Annotated in this window: 20 protein-coding genes; 15 read left to right on the forward strand and 5 right to left on the reverse strand. The window is 45.5% G+C overall.

The features are described 5' to 3' along the window. Positions 1-7 precede the first annotated feature (7 nt). The 4 genes from H6629_17055 (at position 8) to H6629_17070 (ending at position 3,932) form a co-directional block, all read left to right on the forward strand. A complete protein-coding gene (locus H6629_17055; protein MCB9069502.1) occupies positions 8-754 on the forward strand; it encodes a hypothetical protein in 747 nt (248 codons plus the stop codon). A gap of 11 nt (positions 755-765) precedes the next feature. Further along, positions 766-1,743 (forward strand): flippase-like domain-containing protein, encoded by a 978-nt coding sequence (locus tag H6629_17060; GenBank protein ID MCB9069503.1) that lies wholly within the window; start codon positions 766-768, stop codon positions 1,741-1,743. 206 nt (positions 1,744-1,949) lie between these two features. After that, the gene (locus H6629_17065) at positions 1,950-2,963 is read left to right on the forward strand and encodes a DUF4837 family protein (protein MCB9069504.1); all 1,014 of its coding nucleotides are present in this window, start codon (positions 1,950-1,952) and stop codon (positions 2,961-2,963) included. A 48-nt stretch (positions 2,964-3,011) separates the two neighbouring features. Beyond that, a complete protein-coding gene (locus tag H6629_17070) occupies positions 3,012-3,932 on the forward strand; it encodes a carbohydrate kinase family protein (GenBank protein MCB9069505.1) in 921 nt (306 codons plus the stop codon). A gap of 55 nt (positions 3,933-3,987) precedes the next feature. Here H6629_17070 and H6629_17075 read toward each other — a convergent pair whose 3' ends face one another. Next, on the reverse strand, positions 3,988-6,252 hold the full coding sequence (locus tag H6629_17075; protein ID MCB9069506.1) for a TonB-dependent receptor: 2,265 nt from the start codon (positions 6,250-6,252) through the stop codon (positions 3,988-3,990). Positions 6,253-6,366: 114 nt separating this feature from the next. After that, complete coding sequence (locus H6629_17080; protein ID MCB9069507.1) at positions 6,367-6,870, reverse strand: hypothetical protein; 504 nt, start codon at positions 6,868-6,870, stop codon at positions 6,367-6,369. Positions 6,871-7,284: 414 nt separating this feature from the next. Here H6629_17080 and thrA point away from each other — a divergent pair, with 414 nt between their 5' ends. Genes thrA through thrC form a run of 3 tightly spaced genes read left to right on the forward strand, consistent with a single transcriptional unit; the run spans position 7,285 to position 12,045 of the window. After that, positions 7,285-9,756 carry a bifunctional aspartate kinase/homoserine dehydrogenase I gene (gene thrA, locus H6629_17085; GenBank protein ID MCB9069508.1) on the forward strand — a complete coding sequence of 824 codons (2,472 nt, stop codon included), beginning with the start codon at positions 7,285-7,287 and terminating at the stop codon, positions 9,754-9,756. A gap of 14 nt (positions 9,757-9,770) precedes the next feature. Beyond that, positions 9,771-10,700 carry a homoserine kinase gene (locus H6629_17090; GenBank protein ID MCB9069509.1) on the forward strand — a complete coding sequence of 310 codons (930 nt, stop codon included), beginning with the start codon at positions 9,771-9,773 and terminating at the stop codon, positions 10,698-10,700. A gap of 34 nt (positions 10,701-10,734) precedes the next feature. Continuing rightward, the gene (thrC, locus tag H6629_17095; GenBank protein MCB9069510.1) at positions 10,735-12,045 is read left to right on the forward strand and encodes a threonine synthase; all 1,311 of its coding nucleotides are present in this window, start codon (positions 10,735-10,737) and stop codon (positions 12,043-12,045) included. A 65-nt stretch (positions 12,046-12,110) separates the two neighbouring features. On the opposite strand, the gene H6629_17100 is transcribed toward thrC, so the two are convergent. Then, positions 12,111-13,085 carry an electron transfer flavoprotein subunit alpha/FixB family protein gene (locus tag H6629_17100; GenBank protein MCB9069511.1) on the reverse strand — a complete coding sequence of 325 codons (975 nt, stop codon included), beginning with the start codon at positions 13,083-13,085 and terminating at the stop codon, positions 12,111-12,113. Between the two features lie 31 nt (positions 13,086-13,116). Next, a complete protein-coding gene (locus H6629_17105; protein ID MCB9069512.1) occupies positions 13,117-13,866 on the reverse strand; it encodes an electron transfer flavoprotein subunit beta/FixA family protein in 750 nt (249 codons plus the stop codon). 360 nt (positions 13,867-14,226) lie between these two features. On the opposite strand from H6629_17105, the gene rplM reads away from it, so the two are divergent. The 7 genes from rplM (at position 14,227) to lpxB (ending at position 19,041) form a co-directional block, all read left to right on the forward strand. Then, positions 14,227-14,661, forward strand: coding sequence for a 50S ribosomal protein L13 (gene rplM / locus H6629_17110; GenBank protein MCB9069513.1), 435 nt, complete (start codon positions 14,227-14,229; stop codon positions 14,659-14,661). Positions 14,662-14,672: 11 nt separating this feature from the next. Continuing rightward, positions 14,673-15,059, forward strand: coding sequence for a 30S ribosomal protein S9 (gene rpsI, locus H6629_17115; protein MCB9069514.1), 387 nt, complete (start codon positions 14,673-14,675; stop codon positions 15,057-15,059). Between the two features lie 129 nt (positions 15,060-15,188). Continuing rightward, positions 15,189-15,914 (forward strand): 30S ribosomal protein S2, encoded by a 726-nt coding sequence (rpsB, locus tag H6629_17120; GenBank protein ID MCB9069515.1) that lies wholly within the window; start codon positions 15,189-15,191, stop codon positions 15,912-15,914. 36 nt (positions 15,915-15,950) lie between these two features. Then, positions 15,951-16,550: a translation elongation factor Ts gene (gene tsf, locus H6629_17125; GenBank protein MCB9069516.1), complete on the forward strand. Its 600-nt coding sequence runs from the start codon at positions 15,951-15,953 to the stop codon at positions 16,548-16,550. After that, positions 16,550-17,269, forward strand: a complete 720-nt coding sequence (locus tag H6629_17130; protein MCB9069517.1) for a UMP kinase — start codon at positions 16,550-16,552, stop codon at positions 17,267-17,269. The genes tsf and H6629_17130 overlap by 1 nt, the downstream gene beginning before the upstream one ends. Before the next feature lie 2 nt (positions 17,270-17,271). Then, the gene (gene frr, locus H6629_17135; GenBank protein MCB9069518.1) at positions 17,272-17,832 is read left to right on the forward strand and encodes a ribosome recycling factor; all 561 of its coding nucleotides are present in this window, start codon (positions 17,272-17,274) and stop codon (positions 17,830-17,832) included. Between the two features lie 75 nt (positions 17,833-17,907). Beyond that, positions 17,908-19,041, forward strand: coding sequence for a lipid-A-disaccharide synthase (gene lpxB / locus H6629_17140; protein MCB9069519.1), 1,134 nt, complete (start codon positions 17,908-17,910; stop codon positions 19,039-19,041). Here the strand turns inward: lpxB and H6629_17145 are convergent, their stop codons facing one another. After that, positions 19,042-19,293 (reverse strand): hypothetical protein, encoded by a 252-nt coding sequence (locus H6629_17145; GenBank protein ID MCB9069520.1) that lies wholly within the window; start codon positions 19,291-19,293, stop codon positions 19,042-19,044. A 341-nt stretch (positions 19,294-19,634) separates the two neighbouring features. Here H6629_17145 and H6629_17150 point away from each other — a divergent pair, with 341 nt between their 5' ends. Beyond that, positions 19,635-19,967, forward strand: coding sequence for a phage holin family protein (locus H6629_17150; GenBank protein MCB9069521.1), 333 nt, complete (start codon positions 19,635-19,637; stop codon positions 19,965-19,967). The last annotated feature ends 207 nt before the right edge of the window (positions 19,968-20,174 follow it).

The following is a 20,174-nucleotide window of genomic DNA, read 5'->3' on the forward strand; positions in this document are numbered from 1 at the left end:
GGACGGGTTGCGCGAATATCAGCGAATGGACGGTTTGCTGTTCAAAGTAACCACCATTCCCGATTGGCAGCTGGATGCAAAAACATTGCACGATAACCTCATCAACCGGTTCCGTTATCGCAACCTCAACAATCCGGATGTCTATTATAACGAAAATATCATCGGGCTGTTGCAAAATTACCGCTCTGCATTTTTCCGGTTGGCGACCCATTATTTATCTCAACAAGACAAAGAAAACTTCAAAGTTGTTATCAATAAAATGTATGAAGTGATGCCGCCGGAAGTTATTCCGTTTACGAACAGTCAGTTCGAAGAAGTGCTGACAAGTTTGGCAATCATGGCGGATGTCATTCCAATCGATTCGCTCAAATCCGGCGAACCGCAGTTGCGGGTATTTCGCGCACTCGGCGAGGTCGGGTTCAATTACAAGAGTATGGAAGACGCCCGTTTCGGATACGAAAACTTGCTGGACGCGTTGGAAAATAATGATTCGCAAAGCCCGGTCATTTATGAATACATGCGCTCGCTGTACCCGCGTCCACAAATTTATGAAAACGCCCAGCCCGAACAACGCAAACAGGCGGTAGAGGAAGAAACCCGTCAAATTCGACGGATGCTGGTTCGCGTTTACCGGGAGCTTAGCGCATACGATGAAGCTATTGCGCTGCTGGATAAAATTTTGATCGATCAACCCAGCGACAATTTTGCAAAAACCCAGCTCGACCAGATCAAAAAACTGCGTTCGGAACAATAGTCAGGCTGCCGATGAAAAAGGTTGTATCAAATATTCTGCGATTTTTGATCAGCTTTGGCGTGCTGGGTGGTTTGGTTTATCTGATCGGTTTGGACCGGATAATTGATAATTTTCGTTCGGTTGATCCGACGCTATTACTGATAGCCATCGGCATTTTTGTTGTGATTTTGGTGCTGATGGCTTTTCGCTGGCAGATTTTGCTCGTCAGCCAAAACCACTCGCCGGGCTATTGGAAATTGTTGATGTTTTATTTCATCGGCTATTTTTTCAATAATTTTCTGCCGACGGCAATTGGCGGCGATGTCAGCCGTGCGTATTATGTCGGGCGTGCCAATGGCAACCTCCCGCTCAGCGTCGGCACCGTTTTATTTGAACGGATTTTAGGTGTGCTCGCAACGCTGACCCTCGCCACCATTTCCATGATCTGGGTTGCAAAAGAACTGGATCCCGCAATTATTTTCACTACGGCGATGGTTTTTGGCATCGTGATGGTTAGCATGATTGTTCTGTTAAACCCGGCACTGTTTTCGCTTTGCCAACGTATCTTCAGTAAAATCAGTATCTTCTCAATCGGTGAAAAAATAAACAGCATTCTCGAATCTATCCATTTTTATCGCAATGCGAAATTTGCGGTCCTGGGCGGCTATCTGTTGTCAGTAACATTCCAGTTCCTTTTTGTGGCGATGAATTATGTTCTGGCACAATCGCTGGGATTGTCGCAGGTTACCTTTATCCAACTATTGCTGGTGATCCCGATTACGTTTGTAATGGGATTATTGCCTTCGGTAAACGGATTGGGGGTCCGCGAATCGGGTTATGTAGTGTTGCTCGCCAATGTTTTCCACAGCGCAACTGCCGGTGAAGCGATTGCGCTTTCGTTGCTCAACACATCCGTTCCGGTTTTGGTGAGCTTGGCCGGCGGCGTAATGCTGCTGTTTTACAAACACAACAACCCGGCTACCACAGTAGATTCTCCGCCGGTTCCCTAAACAAGCTGTTGCAATATTTCGGATATTGCGATATATTTGTCCAATAAATTTTGTTTTTTTGCTTCATAAATCTTACCTCCTCGCACCCGATTTTCGAAATCTTTTTGTCGAAAAACCTGACCCTTTTATCGATATTTTTTTGATATCAGTTGGGTTTTCCGCAATTTGGAATTATACTATTAATCGTAAACCAGAGGTAAAAAACGATGCGTAAACTATTGTTTTTGATGATTATTGTGATGATTGCCGGATGCAAACCGAAACCCAACAGCCTCGGTAAACTGGACGAAATTTATGTATTTGCAGATTCAACCGATTGGCAGGATTATCGCGACGCAATTCACAGCCATTTTATGAAGGAATACCTCACGCCGGTTCCGGAACCGGAATACATTATGAAATGGCGCCCCTTTGAAGATTTTTCAAAATACCATTATCAAAACAACGTATTCTTTTTAGCAAGATTGAACTCGGATGATCCGGTTTCCAAAGAAATCAACGGTTTACTCGGCGAGGATGTTGTTCAGGGAGTTCAATCCGGTGACTATTTTTACATCCCGAAAAAGGATGTGTGGGCGTTAAATCAATATGTTGTATTTCTGGTTGCGCCGGATAAAGAAGCCATGATCCAGCGACTCTACGATCTGGGTGAACTGGTTTATGATGATTTTGAGAAATCTTACTATCAGCGGTTAAAAAAACAAATGTTTGAGCGCGGGGAAGATGACAAATTAGGTGAATATATTTCCAATAATTTCCCGTTTACTTTGCGCATTCAACACGATTACAAATTGGTTGACGAATCGGAAAGTGAGCACTATCTTTGGCTGCGCCGGATTTATCCAGATCGAGATCGTTCGTTAACCGTTCGCTGGATTCCGGATGCAGATTCGATCACCATCAGCCCAAGCTGGCTGATCAAAAAACGCAACGAATTGGCAGCGCAAATCCATTCCGGTGATGTGGTCGTTGAGCAAGAGACCATCGCCGAGCAAGTGCGCTTTCAAAAATGGCCGGCAATGCGCTTGGAAGGCACCTGGAAAAATCCCCAGCGATATATCGGCGGACCGTTCAGAACCATCGCTTTCAAGGATTCGGAGAGCAAAACAATTTTCATCATCGATTTTTTTGTTCAGGCAATTGGTGAGCGTAAAAAACCATATCTCGACCAGTTGGATGTTATCGCACACACTTTCCAGTTGGAAACCGAAAAAAGTTGATCGTAAAATTCAACTCATTTAACAATTGGCAGTTTAGGGAATCTCAAAATGAAAATCACTGTTATCGGCACCATAAATAAAGATTTGATTCTACCCTTTAACGATGTGCCCATTGAAAGTTTTGGCGGTATTTTTTATGACATCGGGATTCTTTCGCAAATTGCCCAAGATGTTGAAATTACACCAGTTAGCTACGTTGGTGAAGATGTAATATCTACTGTTCAGGCAATATTGGATAAGCCGTCGAACGTAAACACGGATGGATTGGTGCGTGGTCCCGAAACCCATCACAAAGTAATTCTGGAATACACTTCACCGGCTCAGCGATCCGAAAAAGCGTTGTTTCCGTTTCCCCCGTTGGAGTGGGCGCATATCGAACCTTACACAGACGCCGATTTCATCGTCCTGAATATGATTACCGGATGGGATATTGAATTGCCTACCTTCCAAAGATTATGTGAGAAATGTGGCGACCGTATTTACATGGACTTCCATTTTCTCGCAAGCGATGTCGATGAAATTGGAAAACGGTTTCGCAGAATCCCGGAAAACCTGCAAACCTGGTTAAGTGGACCCAGATTTATTCAAATGAATGAAGATGAATTTGCGACGTTAAACCAACACAACGAGAGTGAAAAAGAATTTTTCCAACGCTATTTCCGCGATGATCAGGTGTTGATTTTAACAAAAGCCAGCAATGGGGTTTCGCTGGTGTATCGAAAAAACAATATTACCGGAAAGAAAGATTTTCCCGGCAATAAAATCCCGCGACTGATCGATTCAACGGGCTGTGGCGATGCCTTTGGTGCAGGTTTTATCATGAATTATCTTGAAAACAATGACATGTTTCAGGCTGCAACTTATGGAAATATTGTGGCTGCGGCAAAAGCAACATTGCGCGGCACCAACGAACTGTATCGATTAAAAGAAAAAATTTCCGATATAAAAGCATTAAATCGAATTAAATAAAAAAACGCCGGACAGCAATCGCTCTCCGGCGTTTTTTACTCACTTTTGAATCCAATCAAAATGTAAATTCTGCGCCGAAAATCCAGTTTCTGCCGGGCATCCGGTAGCGCGCAAGCTCTTCGTATTCCGTATCCAGAATATTGTTTAACGACACCGAAAACTGCACGGTCGGGTTTAGTTTATACAGCAGTTTGCTGTTCATCACCCAAAATGCATCGGGTTTTGATGAGGGGTAAAGGAACACTTCGTCGATGGCACTGCGGTAACGACCGTTCACGTTCAACGTGAGTGATTGATACCGGAAATCCGAGTTGAGGTGCATGCTGTGTTTGGCGCGATATGCCAAAATATCATCCACCCGATTGGGCGATTGATCTTTCGCATCCAAATATGTATAGTTGAACGAACCGCGCCAATGGCGATTCCAGTGTGCGTTCAGCGTGATTTCAACACCTTGCATCAACGCTTTGAATAAATTGCGTACCTGAAAAAAGGGATAAGTAACGCCCTTTTCTTCTTTGATATCCACCCAATAAATCATGTCATCGTATTGATAACGGAACAACGCAACATCGAGATCGGCGGCACGGCTGAATTGCCAGCGCGTTCCGATTTCCAGCGAATATTGCATTTTCTCCGCATCCAGATCCGGGTTGGGCTCAAACAATGTTCCACCACCGATTTCTCGTTGAAAAAAGCGCTCCGCAATGGTCGGCGCACGAAACGCCTGCGCCATCAGCAAACGAATACTCATATCTTCAGTCGGACGGTAAACAAATGATATTTTTGGACTTAGCTGACTCAATGTTTTGCCACGAACTAAATGATTGTGGTCGTATCGAATGCCTAAAGTGCTGATCAATTTTGGATGTGGCGTGTATTCATATTGCATAAATCCGGCAATGTTATTTATCTGGCGATTGCCATAAAGCACCGTATCCGGCGAAGATTCAACATGATCAACCTGGGTGTCGATCCCGGCAATCAGGTAATGTTTCTCATTTACAAACCAGTCCAATTGAGAAATATTGCCAAATTTTTGCCCGTCGATGACTGTTTTTGTGCCAAACGGCTCGTTGAACGGGATCTCGTAATTCGGGTCATCTTCGTTAAAATATGAGCGCGCAGCGTTCAAATAGTAATAAAATCGCGAAGAATATTTAACATTGCTGTTGGGAACCGCCCAATAATGAACATCCGCATTAAACTGCCGTTTTACCTGACGGTCGTCAGTATATTCATCCTTTACCCTTAGCGGTTCTGCGCCGTTCAGCCATGAGTGGGGATAATCGTTTTCTGCATAACCGCCGCCAACGGTAATTTCTACGTTGCGGTTGTATTTTAACCCGAGCATAATTTTGCTGAAAACATCATAAAATTCATATGCTGTATTTTGGGCGTGACCGTCCGAATGTTTGCGGCTGACGTTGAACAAATAACTAACCTCGCCGGCTGATCCGGAATAGCTTAATTCGGCTTCGCTTTGGTAACGGCGCGAATCGTAATACTTTAATGCCTTCGGCGCATCTTCCAGAAAACCGCCTTTCAACGAGATGGAGGTCAGCGATTTATACGATGGCCGTCGCGTAATCACGTTCACCACGCCACCCATTGCGGTCGAGCCGTAAAGGCTTGAAAATGCACCTTTTACGACCTCAACTCGTTCGATCAATTTGGTGGGAACGAGGCTCCAGTATGCACCGCCGGCATCCGATGTCAACGCCGGGCGACCGTCAATCATCAACAAAACGCGATTGCCAATGCCACCACCGGCGACATCCGAACTGCCGCGAATCCCTAAGCTTTGCACATTTACACCGGTTGTCCGATACACCGAAACCCCCGGAACGGATTCCAAAGCCTGATCAAATGTGGTCACCGGTCGCGATTCGAGCTCCTCTGCGCGGAGAATCACCACGCTGGCAGGTGCCATTTTTGCGGTTTGTTCCTTTCGCGCAGCCGTAACCAGCACAGCTTCACTTTCGATTTCTGTGGGCATGAGCGCGATATCCCGCGAAAGCAATTTTCCGTTGGTGATAGTGATTCTTTCCCGAAATGTCGCATATCCCAATCGCGATACTTCCAGCGTGTAATTTCCCGGTGGAATATAACGAATAACATAGTGACCGTCTGCACTGGTTTCGCTGCCGAGCAATACACTATCCAGAAACACATTAACAAAAGCCAGCGGACTTTTCGTTTGGCTGTCGAATACTTTTCCGGCAACAATTCCCGTTTGTTTCATCAGAGACTGATTGGTTTGTGCAACCGCGAAAGCGATGGAAAACAGTGCCAGCAATATAGATAAATATTTTGTCATTCATTCCTCATTCGAAACAGGGCAATCAATTTGCTGATCAATTAACACAGAATGCCCGAACGATAATTTGTCCGAGCATTCCTCAATATTACGATAGCCAGATGTGAAACCGGATCACGGAGAATAATTCAGATTTGCAACGATATTTAAACCAGTCAGGTCGATGTTGTCATTGTCAATTGTGACAGATTTCGGACCAAAAGCCTGATCCGGCAAATTACCCTGCGGGGTGGGGAAAACGCCAACGCTATCGGTGAATTGCCAGTACATGCCGATCAACTGAGTCGCAGCAGGATTTTGCGGGTCCCGGGCGCTCACATAAATTGCAGTATATGTCCCTTTTTCCAATCCTTCGATGGTGTAATTGTATGTTGTGGTTCCGCTTGCAATCGGATCGGTGAAGCCGTCCGGTGCTGCCATTGGAATGTATGGCGCAGACAAATTTTGATAAATCGATACCTGAACTTCGCGGGATGCGGGCCAAGTGCCAACAAACGTAACCGTTCCGGAAACACTGCCGGTATCCGGTGCAGTCGGATCATCATCGCTGCAACCACCAAAAAAAATAAAACCCACCACCATTCCAACGCCGATAATACCTCTCAACCAGTTACTCATAATTCCTTAACTCCTTTAATTTGTATTTCGTATCGTCGTTTTCGACGCAACTGCGTCCGATTTTTAAAACGTCAATTAAGATTGCAAGTCAGGTGCCAAAGTAGAACGATTCAAAACTAACCGATGGATCTTTTCGCTAAACCTATGTTTATTTGTAGTTTATGTATAGCGTTTGCCTAACCTGGTTTCTTTTCAAAAAGCTGTTTCGTTTCACATTGAAATAAAAGCTGTTTCAATTTGGAAATATTTGGTGAGAAAACGCATTTTTGTGGCACCGGTTTGAAATTCACGCCATTCGGATTAGGCGATAAATTGCTTGCAATAGTTTTTATGCATGGCTTAAATTCGCGGTTTCTAAAAGGAATAGGGTAGCGAAGTCATAACCATTGTTCAAAAAGGAAATTATTTGTGAAAATTCGTGTACTGAAATTTGGTGGAACCTCTGTCGGAACGCCGGAACGGGTAAAAAATGTTGTTGATATTTTGATAAAAGGGCAGGAAAAACAACCACTTGCAGTAATTGTTTCTGCATTTAGCGGTGTTACAGATCAGCTCATCGAAATGTGCACTATTGCCAGCCGTGGTGACGAAAAGTATCTGACTATTTTGGATAAATTCATCGAAAAACACAACCAGTTTGCAGATGCATTGCTCGGAAACGAGCGACAAACCATTGCAAAACTGTTCGATGCGAAAATTGCCAATTTACGGGATTTATTGCACGGTATTTTTTTACTGAAAGAATTATCGCTGAAATCGCTGGATTTTGTGATGTGCTTCGGTGAATGGTTTTCCTGCCAGATTATCACCGCAAAACTGCGCGAAGCTGCTGTTTCTGCTGAATTTGTAGATGCCAGAAAACTGGTGCGCACCGATGCACGTTTCGGTAGTGCGCGGGTCGATTTCGCAACAACCAGCGAGTTGACCAACTACTATTTTACGGCATCCGAAAAACGGGTGCAGGTTATCACGGGATTTTGCGGCGCCACCGAAAACGGCGAAACCACCACTCTCGGACGCAGCGGTTCGGATTACAGCGCAGCCATTTTTGGCGCAGCGCTCAACGCACCGGAAATCGAAATCTGGACGGATGTGGACGGCGTAATGACCGCCGATCCCCGAAAAGTACCGGAGGCATTTACCCAACCGGTGCTGTCGTATGAGGAAGCGTTGGAAATGTCCCATTTTGGCGCAAAGGTGATTCATCCGCCAACCATGCTCCCGGCAATGCGCAAAAATATCCCGATTCGAATTTTGAACACCTTCAATCCTGATTTTCCTGGCACGCTTATCCGGCGAAATTTAGCCGAAAATGGCGGCGAAAAACCCGAATCGCATATCACACATGCGATCAAAGGGGTCACATCTATTTCCCGGGTGGGATTATTGCGCATCGAGGGTACCGGAATGATCGGCGTTGCCGGCACATCGATGCGTATCTTCAGCGCGCTGGCGGCGGCGGGAATCAACGTCATTTTGATTACACAAGCATCGTCCGAACATTCGATTTGTCTCGCGGTTGCTCCAGGCGACGCCAAATCCGCCCGCGAACTGCTGAACGAAGAATTTGAACTGGAAATTCAGGCCAACCGGATCAACCCGCCGGTTTTGGAAGAGAATTTAAGTATTGTCGCGATCGTTGGCGAAAATATGCGCCACACGCCCGGTATTTCCGGCAGATTTTTCAACGCGTTGGGCAGCCGCAAAATAAACGTTGTGGCAATTGCGCAGGGTTCATCGGAGCTGAATATTTCTGTCGTGATTTCCGCGGCGGACGAAACCCGCGCGGTGCGTGCCATTCACGAGGCATTTTTTGGCAGGATTTCGCATCGATTGAACGTGCTGGTTGCCGGAATCGGTTTGGTGGGCGGAACGTTGCTCCAACAAATCGCCGAAAATCAGGAGCGATTGCGCACGGAAAATGATTCGGAAATCCGGGTTGTCGGCATCGCCAATTCACGAAAAGCATTGCTGAATCCTAAAGGAATTTCGCTGGAAAACTGGCCAACGGATTTCGCAAAATCAGCGGAAACTGCGTCCATTGAAAACACCGTTAACAATTTGATTTCACTAAACTTACCAAATTGTGTTTTTGTGGATTGCAGCGCCAGCGAAACGGTTGTGGCGCAATATGCGACACTGCTGAATCACGAAATTTCTGTGGTCACACCCAACAAAAAAGCCGCCGCCGGAACCTTTGATGATTTTGCAAATCTGAAAAAAATTTGTGCCCGCAGCGGCGCAAAATTTCTTTACGAAACCAATGTTGGTGCCGGATTACCGGTGATCAGCACCTTAAAAGATTTGCACAACAGCGGCGACCGGATCATCAAAATTGAAGGTGTTTTGTCCGGAACTTTGAGTTACATTTTTAATCGATTCGACGGATCGACGCCGTTTAGCGCAGTTGTTCGCGAGGCGCAGCAGTTGGGCTACACCGAGCCGGATCCCCGTGATGATTTGAACGGTTTGGACGTTGCCCGAAAGCTGCTCATTCTCGCCAGAGAAGCCGGATTGCGCATTGAGTTGAGCGATATCGCGCTGGAAAATCTGGTCAGCGACAGCGCCGGAAAAGCCAAAACGGTCGATGAATTTTTCGAAAAACTGGCCGCAGATGACGCACAATTCGCGGAAAAACAATCGGCGGCGCAACGGGTGAAAAAACGGCTGCGTTACATCGCTACGCTGGAGAACGGCAACGCGACTGTCCAATTAATCGCGGTTGATGATTCGCACCCGTTTTTCAACCTGACCGGCAGCGACAACATGATCAGCTTCACCACCGAGCGATACCGGGAAAACCCGCTGGTGGTCCGTGGACCGGGCGCCGGAGCTGCCGTTACGGCTGCGGGTGTTTTTGCAGATATTATTCGTATCATCCAATAAATTCTGGAACTTAGATGAACAGTGAAATTACTATTTTCGCACCCGCAACGGTTGCCAATGTCGCCTGCGGATTTGATGTGATGGGATTCGCCATTGAGCACCTCGGCGACCGGGTGACCGCCCGGCTCAGCGAACAGCCCGGCGTAAAAATCGCCGCCATTCACGGCGATAACGGACGATTGCCGCTGGATTTGCACAAAAATACCGCCGGCGTTGCAGTCATGAAATTGCTCGAAACCCTCGATCAGGTGACCAATCTCGAGATCGAAATTTACAAAGAAATGCCGTTGGCCAGCGGAATGGGCTCCAGCGCTGCCAGTGCGGTTGCAGCCGTAGTTGCAGTCAACGAATTGTTGGGCGCTCCGTTAAGCTACCGCGAATTGCTGCCGGTTGCGATGGAAGGTGAAACGGTTGCATCCGGGCTGGCGCATGCGGATAATATCGCTCCGGCGCTGCTCGGTGGCATCATTTTAATTCGCAGCTACGATCCGCTGGATGTGCTGCAATTGCCCGCACCGAGGGAATTGCGCTGTGTCATTTTGCATCCCGCAATCGAAATCCGCACATCCGATACGCGCGGCAAATTACCGGAAAGCATTCGCCTAAAAGATGCATTGTCGCAAGTTGGAAATTTCGGCGCACTCGTTGCCGGATTGTTACGAGAGGATTACGATTTGATCGGTCGCTCGCTGCACGATGTAATTGCCGAACCCTGCCGGTCCCCGCTGATTCCCGGATTTGCCCAAATCAAACAAGCCGCACTGGACGCAGGCGCTTTCGGATGCAGCATTTCCGGTTCCGGGCCATCTATTTTTGCATTTTGCACCAACGATGACACCGCAATTGCAATCGGAAAAGCCATGCAAAACGCATGCGCAGCTCACGGTGTCGAGAGCAAATATTATTGTTCGCGAATTAATCCGGTTGGCGCCGTTCGCGTTTAAAACAATATGCTAAACTATTGAATACACTAATTTTATGAAATTTTACAGCACCAATAATTCTGCCCATCGCGTTGATTTTCGTGATGCTGTTTTGACCGGATTGCCGCCGGATAACGGGCTATACATGCCCGAAAACATCCCGCAAATTCCGGTTGAAAAAATCCGCGCTTTCGGACAAATGACGTTTCAGGAAATTGCAAACGTGATGGCAGATAACCTGCTTTCGGAAAGCATCGAGCCGCATGTTTTACGGAAAGTGATCGAAACGGCCATTAATTTTGACGCACCGCTGGTTCCTGTCGAACCGGATATTTTTTCGCTGGAATTGTTTCACGGGCCGACGCTCGCATTCAAGGATTTTGCAGCGCGATTTATGGCGCAATTGATGGGTCATTTTGTGCAAAATGACGACCGCGAACTTACGATTTTAGTAGCAACTTCCGGTGATACGGGAAGTGCGGTTGCCAACGGTTTTTATCGCGTTCCGGGAATTCGGGTGATCGTGTTGTATCCTTCCGGCAAGGTGAGCCAAATTCAGGAAAAACAGCTAACTACGCTCGGCGAAAATATCATTGCGCTGGAAATTGACGGCACATTTGACGAGTGCCAAACGTTGGTGAAACAGGCGTTTTTGGATGGCGAATTGCAGAAAAATTTCCGGTTGACATCTGCAAATTCTATCAACATCGCACGGTTGATTCCGCAATCATTTTATTACGGTTACGCGTGGTCGCGATTGCCCAAACCATTTGGCGATTCGGTGTTTTCGGTGCCGAGCGGCAATTTTGGCAATCTCACCGCAGGGTTGATGGCAACAATTGCGGGCGTGCCGATCACCCGATTTGTCGCCGCAACCAACGTGAATGATGTTGTTCCGGCATATTTGCAAAACGGGGAATTTTTGCCGAAACCGTCGGTTCACACTATCTCGAATGCAATGGATGTGGGGAACCCCAGTAATTTTGTGCGAATGCTCGCGTTGTTCAATCACGATTTGAACCGAATCAGAAAATCGGTTTCCGGATTTGCATTTACGGACGAGGAAACCCGCAAAACAATGCGGGAAATTTACGATCGAACAGGCTATGTTTTGGATCCGCACGGCGCGGTCGGATATTTGGGGTTGCAACAATTTCTCGCCCGGCAAACCGGGAAATGGCAGGGTGTTTTTCTGGAAACTGCGCATCCGGTCAAATTTCTCGATGTGGTGGAATCAACCATCGGAATCTCACCGGAAATTCCGGCACAACTGACGGAAGCGCTGTCAAAAGAAAAAATTGCTCGCTCGCTGCCAAGCGAATTTTCGATATTTAAAAATTATTTGATGGATGCTCTGCGAAAGTAGCCGACAAAAAGAAATCCCCGCTTTTGGCGGGGATTAAACATCATATCTGAATAATAATCAACATCTTATTCGCCCGATTTAATATGCTTCACAGCTTCGGTCATTGCGGGCAGAACTTCGAACAAATCGCCAACGATGCCGTAATCTGCCACTTTGAAAATTGGTGCATCGGCATCTTTGTTGATCGCAACAATGAATTTCGAAGACGAAATTCCCGCGATGTGCTGAATGGCTCCGGAAATTCCGGCGGCGATATATAATTGAGGGGAAACCGTTTTTCCGGTTTGCCCGACGTGTTCGCCGTGCGGACGCCAGCCTTCGTCAGAAACGGGTCGGGAACAGCCTGTGGCAGCGCCTAACGCATCCGCCAGCTTTTCGATGAGCTGCCAGTTCTCCGGACCTTTCAGCCCGCGACCGCCGCTGACAACGATATCTGCCTGCGTTACGTCAATTTTGCCGCCTTCGCCGGTTGCAACTTCTTCGACAACTGCTTTCGGATCGGGCAGGGCAGGGGACATCGTTTCAACGGAAACAGCAGTTGCGGATTCCACCGCCTTTACACTTTTGGGGCGAAGGGTCGCCAGCGCTGGTGTTGACTGGATGCTAATATCTGCCAAAACTTTTCCGGCATACATCGGTCGGGTGAATATAAATTTACCACCATCGGCGCGAAAACTGACGCAATCCTGCGCCAATCCGGCATCCAGCAGCATCGATACGCGTGCCAGCAAATCTTTACCGGTAAACGTTGCCGCAGCGATAACCACATCTGCGCCTTTTTCTTTTGCAACAGTTGCTACTGCTTTTGCTGCAACATCCGGGCTGTATTTTGATAGTTTGCTATCTTCGATTGCAACGGCATTGGCAATGCCGTATTTGCCGGCTTCATTTGCCAGCGACGCTGCATCCGGACCGAGCACCACAGCAGTTGCGCTGCCGCCGGTTGCATCTGCCATTTGTTTTGCAGCGGTGAACATTTCGTAACTGACTGTTTTCAGTTTTCCCGCTGAACTTTCAGCGATTACAACAATGTTTGCCATTATTTAATCTCCTGTTTTTTCTCGACTTTGGTTAAATCACTTTGGCTTCTTCGCGGAGCAAACGCACGACTTCTGCGGCGTCTTCCGCACCGTTGGTGAATATTTTACCCGCGTCTTTCGCCGGTGGATAGGCAATTTTTTCAATCACCATTTTGGGTGCGGTCAATGAAACTTCTTTCACATCAATCGATTTCTTTTTCGCCTGCATAATGCCTTTTAGTGAACGATATCGCGGTTCGTTCAACTTTCGGTTTGCACCGATAACAGCGGGTAAACCAAAGGAAACACGCTCGGAACCACCTTCGATTTCGCGCGTTGCAGTTCCGCTGCTGCCGTCAATTTCCAGTCCGATGACGACGGTAACGCAGGGCAAATCGAGTGCGGTTGCAACCAATTGCGGCATCTGACCGTGGTCGTCATCGATCGCTTGGCGACCGAGAAAAATCAGATCGAAATTGCCGTCTTTCAACGTTTCGGCGAGTGCTTTTGCGGTAACCAGCGGATCATCCGGGACTCGCTCAACATTGATTCGCACCGCTTTGTGGGCACCCATCGCCAATGCTTCGCGAATGGTTTTTTCGGCGCTTGCCGAACCTAAAGTGACAATGGTAACTTCACCACCGTTTTTTTCGGTGAGTTTCAACGCTTCTTCAATTGCAAATTCATCGTAAGGATTGATGATCCATTGAATACCGTCATCTGCCACCGATTTTCCATCGCCGGCAATGGTTACTTTTGTTGTTGTATCCGGCGTTTGTTTTACGCATACAGCTATGTTCACGTGAAGGACCTCCTTAATTAATTATCAAAACTGTTGCTTGCTCAATAAAAACAGGTTATCGTCTGATGTTTTGTTAAATTCAGCTTATAATCAGATTGCATCGAAATTTTATTCACACCGGGCATTATTTTTCATTGCCAAACGGAATTAATTTCGAAACGAAGCAAAGTAATAAAATTAGGACGGATTGCAATAAAATTTGAAAATTATCCGGTCGATTTCGTGCGTAAATTTGTATTTTAGATGCGCTAAGTCAAGTCCGGTATGAATTTTGTATTTGAAAAAATACTTGACATAATTGAAGTGCTCACCTAAATTTGGCGACTTTGTAATTCTCAATGTAAAAGGAGGAAAAATACAGTGAGAACTGATTATTCGAAACCAGATCAGATAATTGCTGATCAAAAGTGGTTTGTGGTGGATGGCGAAGATGTTGTATTGGGTCGTCTCGCATCCAACATTGCCCGCATTTTGCAGGGTAAGCACAAACCGAACTACGCACCGCATCAGGATGTTGGCGATTTTGTCGTTGTTCTGAATGCCAACAAAGTGCGGTTAACCGGCAACAAAGCCGATCAAAAAACATATTTCTCCCACTCCGGTTATCCCGGCGGCGGAAAAGAGACGCCTTATAAACGAATGATAGCAAAGCGTCCTGAATATGTGATTGAACATGCAGTACGGTTGATGCTCCCAAAAAATGCACTGGGTCGCAAGATGCTCAAAAAGCTGAAAGTGTATCCCGGAACAAATCATCCGCATGATGCGCAACAACCCCAAACCCTAACTTTTTAACGAGGTATTAGATGGAAGTTTATGTCGCAACAGGACGGCGCAAGTCCTCCGTCGCGAGAGTCCGGCTGAAGCCCGGAAGTGGCAAAATTGTTGTCAATGGTCGCGAAGTTTTGGATTATTTTAAACGCGAAACGCTTAAAATGGTTATTGAACAACCTTTCGAATTTACCAATACGTTGGGAAAATTTGATATCGATGCCAATATCATTGGCGGTGGACTTGCCGGACAGGCTGGCGCACTGCGTTTGGGCATTTCCCGTGCGATGCTGGAATATGATGTTAATCTCCGTGGCGAACTGAAAGCCGCCGGATTTTTAACTCGCGATTCCCGTGAAGTTGAACGTAAAAAATACGGTCAGCCGAAAGCACGTAAGCGTTTCCAGTTCTCCAAACGTTAAGTCGTTGGTTTTACTTATTTTATCACACACACTGTCCCCAAAGCACCGGCAGGGTGATCTTCCAATCGGAAGAATGCCGGGGTTAAAAGGCAGTGGCGGAATAACCCGAATAAAGGAGATTTTTTGTCAATGAAAGCAACATTAGAAGATTTGCTAAAAAGCGGTGTGCATTTTGGACACCTCACCCGCCGCTGGAATCCCAAGATGCGCCCATACATTTTTATGGAACGCAACAATATTCACATCATCGATCTGAAAAAAACGCTCGAACATTTGCAAACAGCTTACAATGCGATTAAAGAGACTGTGATGAATGGCGAACCGGTTTTGTTTGTCGGTACCAAACAGCAGGCTCAAAATATCATTGTTTCAGAAGCTACCCGTGCGGGCATGCCTTATATGACCGAACGCTGGCTTGGTGGCACACTCACAAACTTTTCGACCATCAAGAAAAGCATTCGTAAACTTGAAAATCTGGAAAAGATGGTCAGCGACGGCACTGCGGACAAACTCACCAAAAAAGAACGCCTCATGATTGATCGCGAAATCGAGAAAATGAAAAAGGTGTTTGCCGGCATTCAGGAAATGAAGCGGCTTCCCGGTGCGATTTTTGTCGTTGATACCAAAAAAGAAGAAATTGCCGTGAAAGAAGGACGCAAACTCGGCATACCTATTTTCGCAATCGTAGATACAAATTGCGATCCCGATGAAATTGATTTCCCGATTCCCGGAAACGACGATTCAACCAAAGCTATCGGCATTATCACCAAAACGATTGCCGATGCCGCAGTTGATGCAACCGCAGAACTGGAAGCACGTCGCTCCGCCGAAAAGGAAGATGTAAAGAAAGATTAATCGCTTTAAATTTAAAATAAACAGGAGTTAAACATAATGGCTAACATTACAGCAGCACAGGTAAAGGAGCTGCGCGAACTCACCGGTGCCGGTATGATGGACTGCAAAAATGCACTCGCTGAAACTGGCGGCGATATGGAAAAAGCAGTTGATTTCCTTCGCAAAAAAGGTATTGCCAAAGCAGAAAAAAAAGCCGGACGTGATGCAAAAGACGGTCTTGTTGAAGCATATATCCACCCGGGTGGAAAGTTAGGCGTTTTGATCGAAGTCAGTTGCGAAACAGATTTCGTGGCTAAAACTGATGATTTCAAAGAATTGGTGAAAAACGTGGCGATGCAAGTTGCCGCAACCAATCCCATCGCCATTACGCGTGATCAGGTCGATCAAAAATTGATCGATCATGAAATGGATATTTTTAAAGCCCAGGCGAAAGAATCTGGTAAACCAGACCATATTCTCGAAAAAATCGCCACCGGACGTTTGGAAAAATTCTACACCGAAAATGTTCTGGAAGAACAGGCTTTCATCAAAGATGGCGACAAAACAGTAAAAGATTATGTAACGGAAGTTATCGCCAAATTGGGTGAAAATATTTCTATCCGCAAAATCGCACGCTTTCGTATTGGAGATGAATAATGACAGGTCGCCCTCATTACAAAAGGATCTTGTTAAAACTGAGCGGTGAGTCATTAGCCGGTGAAGATAAATTTGGTATTCAATTACCTGTTTTGCGGCGTTATGCAGAAGAAATTCGCAATGTAGCAGAAACAGGTGTACAGGTTGGCATCGTTGTTGGCGGCGGAAATATCTTTAGGGGTATTTCCGAAGCCGCTCGCGAAATGGACAGAGTTTCCGCAGATTATATGGGAATGCTCGCCACTGTTATCAACTCGATGGCAATGCAGAATGCATTGGAAAACATCGGGCTGGATACGCGGGTGCAAACAGCCATCCGGATGAGCCAAATTGCCGAACCATTTATTCGACGCAAAGCGATTAACGATCTTGCAAAAGGGCGCGTTGTTATTTTTGCTGCAGGTACCGGAAATCCATATTTTACAACCGATACTGCAGCTGTTTTACGTGCTGTGGAAATCAAGGCGGATGTCATATTAAAAGGAACACGGGTCGATGGCGTTTATACCGCCGACCCCGAAAAAGATCCGACCGCAATTAAATTTGACGAATTGCCGTATATGCAAGTTGTTAAAGAAGGATTGAAGGTTATGGATGGCACTGCAATTACACTCTCTATGGAGAACCAATTGCCCATAATTGTGTTTAATATGGATGAACCCGGCAATTTAATGCGGGTAGTTATGGGTGAACCTATTGGAACAAAGGTAAGAGGTTAAGTATGACACTTGACAGCATTTTAAAGGATGCCGAAGAGCGCATGTCTAAATCGCTTGAGCATTTACAGCATGAACTTGCGACCGTTCGCACTGGCAGGGCAACGCCGTCATTGTTGGATTCAGTGAAAGTTGAATATTATGGCTCATTAATGCCAATCAATCAGGTTGCAACGGTTTCAGCACCGGAACCTCGGTTAATTGTCGTTCAGCCGTGGGAAAAGCGGTTGATTCCCGATATCGAAAAAGCGATCCTCGGCTCAGATCTGGGATTAAACCCGGGAAACGATGGCAACGTCATCCGTTTGCCTATCCCTGAACTCAGCGAAGAACGTCGGCAAAGCCTGTTGAAACTGGTGAAAAAGTTTTGCGAAGACTGCCGTGTTGCGGTGCGAAATGTTCGGCGAGATGCCAATGAGCACATCAAGAAATTGGAAAAATCTCACGAAATTTCGGAAGACAACAGCCACGATGGTCAGGATCAGATCCAGAAACTGACAGACAAATACATACAGGATGTTGACGATTTGTTGGCACAAAAAGAAAAAGAAGTGCTCACAAACTAAGTAAAAACAGTATATTATTTAACATATGAAAAGCCGGATGCTATCGTCCGGCTTTTTGTTTATACATCAGAAAATATGACAAAAATTTTGATCATTGCAGGCGAAGCCTCTGGGGATAAACACGCGGCAGACCTGATTCTTGAATTACAAAAAATTCATCCGGAAATAGAATTTACCGGCATCGGCGGTGATGATATGCAACGTACCGGTGCACATTTGATTTATCACATTCGCCAGCTTGCGGTTCTCGGCATCACCGAAATTATCAAACATCTGCCGTTTATCCGGCAAGTTCAGCGTGATATTGTTTCGGAGATGAAAAAGGGAGTGGATGCCACTATTTTGGTGGATTATCCCGGTTTTAATTTGAGGATTGCCAAACTCGCCCATGAAGCTGGTATTCCGGTTATCTACTATATCAGTCCGCAACTGTGGGCGTGGGGCGAAAAACGGGTTGAGAAAGTACGGAAATACATTGATCTGCTGTTAGTGCTTTTTCGCTTCGAAGTTGATTTTTATGCCAATCACGGTATAAATGCGGAATTTGTCGGTCATCCGCTGGTCGATCAGGTGCAAATTTCCCAATCCGAAACCGATTTCCGAAATCAGAACGCTATCGAACCCGGACAACAAATTCTCGGTTTATTTCCCGGATCGCGGGAAATGGAAGTACGCAAACTGCTGCCGGTAATGGTTGCAGTTGCGTCCAAAATAAGGGATCAATTTGGCGCAATACCGGTAATCGGTAAAGCAAGCCAACTACCGGATGAGCTTTATCATGAAGTTATCAAATCAAATGATATCAAAATTGTAGAAGGTAAATCGCATCAATTGATGCGATATTCTTATGCTACAATGGTTGCCAGCGGCACAGCAACGCTGGAGATGGGTTTTCTCCAAACACCAATGGTTGTGCTTTATGAGGTATCGCCAATTACATATTGGTTGGGACGATTTTTGGTGAAAATTGATAAAATTGCATTGGCAAACATCGTTGCCGGTGAAAAGGTTGTTCCCGAATTCATCCAGAAAGAAATTACCACAGATGCCGTAAGCGCCGCTATTGCACGCTATTTTACTGACCAGAAATATTATGATGATGTAAAATCACGGTTAAGCATCATCAAAGATGCGCTCGGCGAGCCGGGCGCATCCCTCCGGGCTGCCAAACAAATTAGCATGTTTTTAAAAAAAGACCTGAACAAATAATTAATCATATAGCAGTTCTTCTAACTCAACTTCTTTTGAGTAAACAATTTTGCGAATGGTTTCGTGGGATAAATATGCAAATTCGCGTTGCAATTGATCAATAATTTCTTTCGGGCGAGTTGCTTCCTTTAGCTTCGAGAATTTTTGACGGATGTAATAATCCCGGATTGCCCGCTCATTTAAAAATCCATTTTCCCAAAGCAGTTGAAATTGTTCATCAGAAACGTATGCCTTTAATGGGTTACCACGCATGTATCACTCCTCCTAAATAGTTGATTATTCAGAACATAAAACCCCGAAATACAGCTCAAACGTGGTAGCAAATTAGTTTCGATGCACCGCTCCTGTTTGGATAAACGGATACCGGAATCGTACATAACCGGTCATTTTAGCAATGGTGATAAATCAATTTTGGCGGGTAACGTTTAGTTCAATCACAACGCTTTGTTTGTATAACATCAGTATTATGTTACATTTAAATATATTCGTTCATTAAAAACAAGGGATTTTTTTCCCCCTTAAATATAATTAATCATTCAAAATTTGCCCGGTTTTGGGTAACATACTGAAATCATGAATGGAGGATAATTTATATGAATTTTATTTTTAAAGTAGCGATTTTAAGCGGTATCATCTTTTTGGTAGCTCAGTTTCTTCCCGGTATTCGTTTGAAAAATTACACAACGGCGTTAATTGTTGCCGTCGTTTATGCGCTTTTAAATGCGTTATTTTTCTGGGTTTTGTTTATCATTTCATTACCTGCCGTGCTCATTACATTCGGTTTGTTTGTGTTTGTTATCAACGCGGGATTACTGTGGGTAACGGATAAGTTGATCGAAGATTTTGAAATAAAGAACATACCAACGCTCTTTTTAGCCGCTTTATATATCACCATCGGTTCACAAATTGCACAATGGCTGTTCTAAAAAATAGCAGTTTTAAGTATGGTTTTCTAAAGCACCGGGGAAGTTTTTCCGGTGCTTTTTTTATTTATTTCATTCGTGTTGCAATATTATTTCTCCCTTTTTTGCCATCCGATTCATACTAAATTATGAATTCAAAAATAGGAGAACTTGTTCGGGTTTTCTACGTTTTATGTGACATTAAGAACAAAGTAACTTATGATTAAAGGA

It is taken from the genome of Calditrichia bacterium (genome assembly GCA_020634975.1).
GTDB lineage: Bacteria > Calditrichota > Calditrichia > RBG-13-44-9 > J075 > JACKAQ01.